Source organism: Kaarinaea lacus, from assembly GCF_975902315.1.
This window is the reverse complement of sequence record NZ_CDLKIE010000362.1, coordinates 1-5,889: the sequence shown is the minus strand read 5'-3', so window position 1 is coordinate 5,889 and position 5,889 is coordinate 1. Positions and strand designations below refer to the sequence as shown.

The following is a 5,889-nucleotide window of genomic DNA, read 5'->3' as shown; positions in this document are numbered from 1 at the left end:
CAATTTAATTTTGCATTTGATATTTACTGGAAAGCTGTGATTGATTCTAGGTGATGGAAGATAAAGCCTATGAGATATGGTGCCCAGGGCCGGAGTCGAACCGGCACGACCGTTAAGTCGAGGGATTTTAAGTCCCTTGTGTCTACCAATTTCACCACCTGGGCAGGATGTCGCGGAAGATTCGCGTTTTGGAAAATGGAGGCTGAGCCCGGAGTCGAACCGAGGTCCACGGCTTTGCAGGCCGCTGCATAACCACTCTGCCACTCAGCCGTTACTTTCGGTTTTTATGTCTTATACGGAATCTCCAAAATCTAGTAGTTCTTATTAACGCTAAATCAAGTGTGGAGAAAACGATTGGAGCGGGAAACGAGACTCGAACTCGCGACCCCAACCTTGGCAAGGTTGTGCTCTACCAACTGAGCTATTCCCGCTTTGGCCCTTTGGCTTAAGCCGTGGTATTTTACCTTTGAGCATCCGACTGTCAAGTGATTTTTAATAAAATCATATAATTAGCGCGGGCTCCGGTGCGCCGCTTAACTGCATGATTTGCCAACAAAAGCCTCATTCTTTTTCGGCCTTATTCTCGGTATTTTTTAATATCGGCCATGCATCTTTGAGATAAATGATCATTGACCAGAGCGTCAAAGCCGCGGCAATCCAGATCAACACGAATCCCACCTCCGACGTGGGAAACTGCCCGATATCGTATTCATAAATGAGAAACGGGATGGCAAACATCTGAACCAGGGTTTTCATTTTCCCAATCACTGAAACCGCTACTTGCGCCCGTTCGCCTATTTCGGCCATCCATTCGCGCAATGCCGAGATTACGATTTCCCGGCCAATGATTATGGCGCACGCCAGTGTTAATGCCACGTCCGGAAACGGCGTCGGGTTGCGCTCGATCAGTAAAATCAGTGCCATTACCACCATTAATTTGTCGGCAACAGGATCCAGGAAAGCGCCAAAGGCCGAGGTTTGCTCAAGCTTCCGGGCCAGATAACCATCCAGCCAATCAGTGATTGCGGCTGCGCAAAATATGAAAGTGGCCCAAAACTGGGCTTCAGACCAGGGCAAATAGAAGATGACCACGAATACCGGTATGGCCAAGATCCGTATAACGGTCAGTATGTTGGGAATGTTTATTAACATCGCTTTATATTAATGCATATCTTCAACACATTGAAAGCATTCTGAAATTAGGGGTTATGCCCGCCAGGCCGATGACAGAGAAAGAAAACACGCTTTGTTCGCTGAGGTCATGAATTAGGAGCAACGTTCACGGTAAATCACACCAGAAAAATTTCACTGCAAAATTGCCAGCCATAATTTACCTTTATATACAATAACTTAAATTGTCATCCTAACGCCTGATTCAGTCTCTTTTTCTAAACATCTGCACCCTTTATACGATAACATTAATTGTAATACAGATCTTTTTCTGATTTACTGATTATTGCATTAGCAGCATGATGCTGATGTCCCGTTATATAAAGTAGTATGTAGTAGGTGTTGCAGTATGAGTAGTAATGATGTTTTCGGTACCGATAATTTTGATGATCTGGTTGCCGCAGTAGATTCCCTGGAAGGTTTTGAAGAAAGCTCCCCTTATAATGATTTAGTCACTGAATTCTCAGGCGAAGAAAGTACCAATGAAGAAGTTTTCATCGCCGACACAATGTTTGAAGAACCTGCCGAGCCGGCGCTTTTGACCGAACCCGTTTTTCAGGCTGCTGAAGCAGAGCCCTATGTATCATCTGACATGTCAGCTGAGCACATTGATGAAGAAGATGAGCTGTACGACGAATTTGATGGATTAATTGCTGCTTCTGAGATTTGTAACGAGTTGCATAACGGGCAGAACACAGCTTCGGATAATGCTGTGGACAGGCCGGTACCGGCGCATGTTGCCGCGACTGTTGAAGCGTCCTCCAAAGCAGTATTCTCTGTGCGTGACGTGAGTGGCGATATCGTTCCACAGGTGAAGGCCCCGTCGGATGGAACAGCACCCATCGCGGCGTTTCTTGAAAATCCTTCCTGGGAACGGAAAAAGAAGAACATCAGTCTGCACGGTTTTGCACAACGGTTCCCTGCTTTGTATCTGGTAACTACGGCTGTCGCGGCTATGTTGGGATTCGTGTACATCTTGCTGTTTCCAGCCATGGCTGCCTATGCTACATGGAATAGTATTGAAATGCTGAACAGTCCTTTTACCAGTAATACTGTGATGCTCATACTGGCGTTCTTCAGTATTACCCTATTTTTATACCTGATCAGTTATAAACTATTTGATCTCAAGTTTGTTCTGCCGGAAGGCATTACACCGGATGAAAACAATGCCAGCCAACTGTTGCAGAAGATTGGAGATATAAAACAGGAACATCGTATTCCTAAAATTCACCAGATCGTTTTGACCCGGCGTCATGAACTGAATGTGATAAAAATTCCGCGTTTTGGTTTACCGATCTGGTCGAAGAACGTATTAGCCATCGGTTACCCATTGTTGCAAACCCTGGCACCGGAACAGTTTGACAGCGCCCTGACTCGACGCCTCATTCAATATTCCAAGCGTCGCAATATGATAGTGAACTGGTTGAGTTTTATGAGGCGAACCTGGTGTTTGTATGCGACTTCCTTGAAGGAGCGCAATGGTGTCAGCGACCTGATTCACTATTGTTTCTTCGCGCCCTTTGCTTCGTTCTATCGTAATTTTGCGGTATACGCATCGCAAAAAGACGAACTCATCGCTGACGAAATGGCACTCAAAGCCTGTAACGATCGTGATTTATTAAAAGGCGCACAGACCATTCGCATCACCCAGGCGATGCTAATCCAGTATTTCTGGCCCAAACTGAATGAAGCACTCAAGGACAATCTTTCTGCGCCTGCGCATATTCGGCCGTATCACAATCTGCCGTCGACCCTGAAAGGCCTGCTCAATAGCGAGAACATTGACGCGTGGTTTATTCGCCTTTCACAGGAAGAAACTAATCCGGGCAATCCGGAAGCGCCTTTTGCCAAACGTATGGAAGCCTTGGGTCACAGCAAGGTATCAATACCCACAGCCTTTGATGTCAGCGCTGCGAATCATTATTTCGGCGAACAGTATGACGAAATAACAGACGAAATGGACGCATTGTGGACCTCGGTAGTTCAAAAAGCTTTACTTCTGGAAAATCTGGAAGATGAAGAGGAAAAAATACAGCTGCCTTTCCGCTTGTCCATTGAAGCAGCATAAAACGCAGATTGCCGGATCGCATTATTAGCTTATACAGGGAAGTGTTTGCTCCTGGTTTGTGCGAGTGGCTTGTGCTATTGAACCTTGTAATAGTGCAATGCGATTCGTGATCTTCCTGTTAATGAAAGACGTCGTAAATCCTCTGCGCCAGCGACTTGCTGATGCCAGTGACACTTGCCAGATCCTCGACACCGGCCCGTTGAATCCCCTGCAGTCCGCCAAACTGTTTCAGTAACGCCTGGCGCCGTTTAGGACCGAGACCTTCCACCTCCTCCAGTACGGAAACATTCCGCGCCCTGGACCGGCGCTGCCGATGACCGGTAATGGCAAACCGATGGGCTTCATCGCGAACCTGCTGGATAAGATGCAACGCCGGAGAGTCAGTGGGCAATGAGATTTCTTTATGGATTGACCCGATATATAAAGTCTCGAGACCCGGTTTACGATCAGGTCCTTTGGCAATTCCGACAATCAACACATCTGTCACCTGCAATTCTTCCAGTACTGAGATGGCTTCGGACACTTGCCCTTTTCCACCGTCAATAAACAGTATGTCCGGTAGTTTACCCTCACCCTTTTTTAACCGTGTATAACGTCGCGTTAACGCTTGCTGCATTGCGGCATAATCATCGCCACCCGTAATGCCTTCTATATTAAAGCGGCGATAATCCGATTTTTGCAATCCCTGGGGCTCCATCACCACGCATGACGCAACGGTTGCTTCGCCCATAGTGTGGCTGATATCAAAACACTCCAGTCGTTGCGGCTGGTTTTCAAGTGACAATACATCCTGCAAAGCTTCGAAGCGTTGCAGGATACTCGCCTGGTTTGCTAACTGATTGCTCAATGCGGTCTTTGCATTGTTCTCCGCCATTTGTATCCAGCGAGCACGATCGCCGCGTACTCGGCAGGATATCGTAATATTGTTACCGGCGCGCTCCGTTAAAACCTGCTGCAATAACTCGATATCCGGTAATTCTCCATTGACAATAATTTCCGGTGGGATGAATCGACTGGCGTTATCGGCCAGGTAAAATTGTGGAATGAATGCGTTTAGCACATCCGCCACAACTGCACCACGCGTTTGTTTGGGATAATAAAACTTGTTCCCCAGGTTCCGTCCATCGCGAATGAAAAATACCTGAACACACGCCACACCGTCTTTTACGACACTGGCGATCACATCAATATTGCCGTGTTCACTACTGACGTACTGTTTTTCCTGCACCCGTTTTAAACTGGCTATTTGATCACGAAAATGCGCCGCTCTTTCATACTGCAGTGCTGTTGCAGCTTTTTCCATTTCCGAAACTAATTCTTCAACGATCAGGGTACTTTTCCCCTGCAGGAACATCACGGCATGGCGTAAATCTTCCTGGTATTCCTGTTGTGTCACCAGGCCTGTGCATGGCGCAGTACAACGATTAATTTGATACTGCAAACAGGGTCGGGATCGATTATTGAAAAAACTGTCTTCGCATTGGCGAATACGAAATACCTTTTGCATTAAATTCAGGCTTTCCCGTACTGCGCCTGCGCTGGGATACGGCCCAAAATATTGCCCCGCTGCCTTTTTAGCGCCGCGATGAAAGCTTAAGCGTGGAAATTTATGTTGATCATCCAGATAGATAAAAGGATAACTTTTATCGTCTCTCAGCAGAATGTTATAGCGTGGCTTTAGCTCTTTTATTAAGTTATTTTCCAGTAATAATGCTTCGCCTTCAGTATGCGTGATGGTGATTTCAACATTGGCTATTTGCGAAACCATGGCGCGCGTTTTCGCATTTTTATCTTTATTCTGGAAATAACTGCCTACCCGGTTTTTTAGGTTGCGCGCTTTGCCAACGTAAATAACCTTACCCTGCGCGTCCAGCATGCGGTAAACCCCCGGTCTGGTGGTCAGGGATTTCAGGAAACTGGCAGAATCAAAAGCCTCGCTTTGAGTGGATGAGAATTCCTGTTTCACAGCGTCCGCCATAAAATAATCATATTAATCCTGGTTACTAGCACCGGTTATTAGCTATTTGAAAATCGCATGTTGTCATTTTTCATGATATGTCGATTTTAGCCATTCTTGCTTTATATAACTAGCATGCCGTACGGCCAAAAGCGGGAATCCAGGTATGGCCAATTTTCCTTTGTGTATAGCGAGACCAATATCCCAAAATCCGATGATGTACGCCTGACATCAGTAAATTTCTTTTTGCAATTGCCGCTACAAGTTATTGTTTATTGGATATCACCATGAAAATTTTCGTTTGTTTAGTGACTACTAGTATTTAGCAATCCAACTTGGTCATATACCGCGCTGAGATAAAACACGTAGTGGTCGACACCATTATTTACTCCAGCATATTGCTGCAGTAGCAGAAAATATTACTAAACGCAGTTTTCGCTAATTATGGTCTTTACAATACAGATTAAGACCATTTTTGTGAACCGTAACGCAATAAGACAATTTGAATCGTGCCAATAATCAATATTTTGCCTTGTTCGACAAAAATTTTATCGTCTTTGCTGTATTCCTAACTCAGTGTGGTTCGTTAATTAATAGAGACAACTCAATTCAGATGCACATCAACGTATCCACGCAAGGCAGTAAATAATAAGGGCTTAAAAATAATGATGTTAGTGCTACTGTTGATTTTTAT

Annotated in this window: 3 protein-coding genes and 3 tRNA genes; 1 reads left to right on the top strand and 5 read right to left on the bottom strand. The window is 45.4% G+C overall.

Features of this window, described 5'->3' with window-relative positions; translation table 11 throughout:
- Positions 1 to 77 precede the first annotated feature (77 nt).
- The 4 genes from ACWVCM_RS11850 to pgsA form a co-directional block, all read right to left on the bottom strand.
- Positions 78 to 164 (bottom strand) — tRNA-Leu (locus tag ACWVCM_RS11850).
- Positions 165 to 196: 32 nt separating this feature from the next.
- Positions 197 to 270: transfer RNA gene (locus ACWVCM_RS11845), tRNA-Cys, on the bottom strand.
- An 85-nt stretch (positions 271 to 355) separates the two neighbouring features.
- Positions 356 to 431: transfer RNA gene (locus ACWVCM_RS11840), tRNA-Gly, on the bottom strand.
- Positions 432 to 561: 130 nt separating this feature from the next.
- Positions 562 to 1,152, bottom strand: coding sequence for a CDP-diacylglycerol--glycerol-3-phosphate 3-phosphatidyltransferase (gene pgsA / locus ACWVCM_RS11835; RefSeq protein WP_455201962.1), 591 nt, complete (start codon positions 1,150 to 1,152; stop codon positions 562 to 564).
- Positions 1,153 to 1,519: 367 nt separating this feature from the next.
- Here pgsA and ACWVCM_RS11830 point away from each other — a divergent pair, with 367 nt between their 5' ends.
- Positions 1,520 to 3,238, top strand: coding sequence for a hypothetical protein (locus ACWVCM_RS11830; protein WP_455201961.1), 1,719 nt, complete (start codon positions 1,520 to 1,522; stop codon positions 3,236 to 3,238).
- A 118-nt stretch (positions 3,239 to 3,356) separates the two neighbouring features.
- Here the strand turns inward: ACWVCM_RS11830 and uvrC are convergent, their stop codons facing one another.
- Entirely contained in the window at positions 3,357 to 5,216 is a 1,860-nt protein-coding gene (gene uvrC / locus ACWVCM_RS11825) for an excinuclease ABC subunit UvrC (protein WP_455201960.1), read from the bottom strand.
- Positions 5,217 to 5,889 lie beyond the last annotated feature (673 nt).

Excerpts from the sequence above, each read along its gene's own strand:
- ACWVCM_RS11830 (WP_455201961.1), top strand. The coding sequence starts at position 1,520 with ATGAGTAGTAATGATGTTTTCGGTACCGATAATTTTGATGATCTGGTT.
- uvrC (WP_455201960.1), bottom strand. The coding sequence starts at position 5,216 with ATGGCGGACGCTGTGAAACAGGAATTCTCATCCACTCAAAGCGAGGCT.
- pgsA (WP_455201962.1), bottom strand. The coding sequence starts at position 1,152 with ATGTTAATAAACATTCCCAACATACTGACCGTTATACGGATCTTGGCC.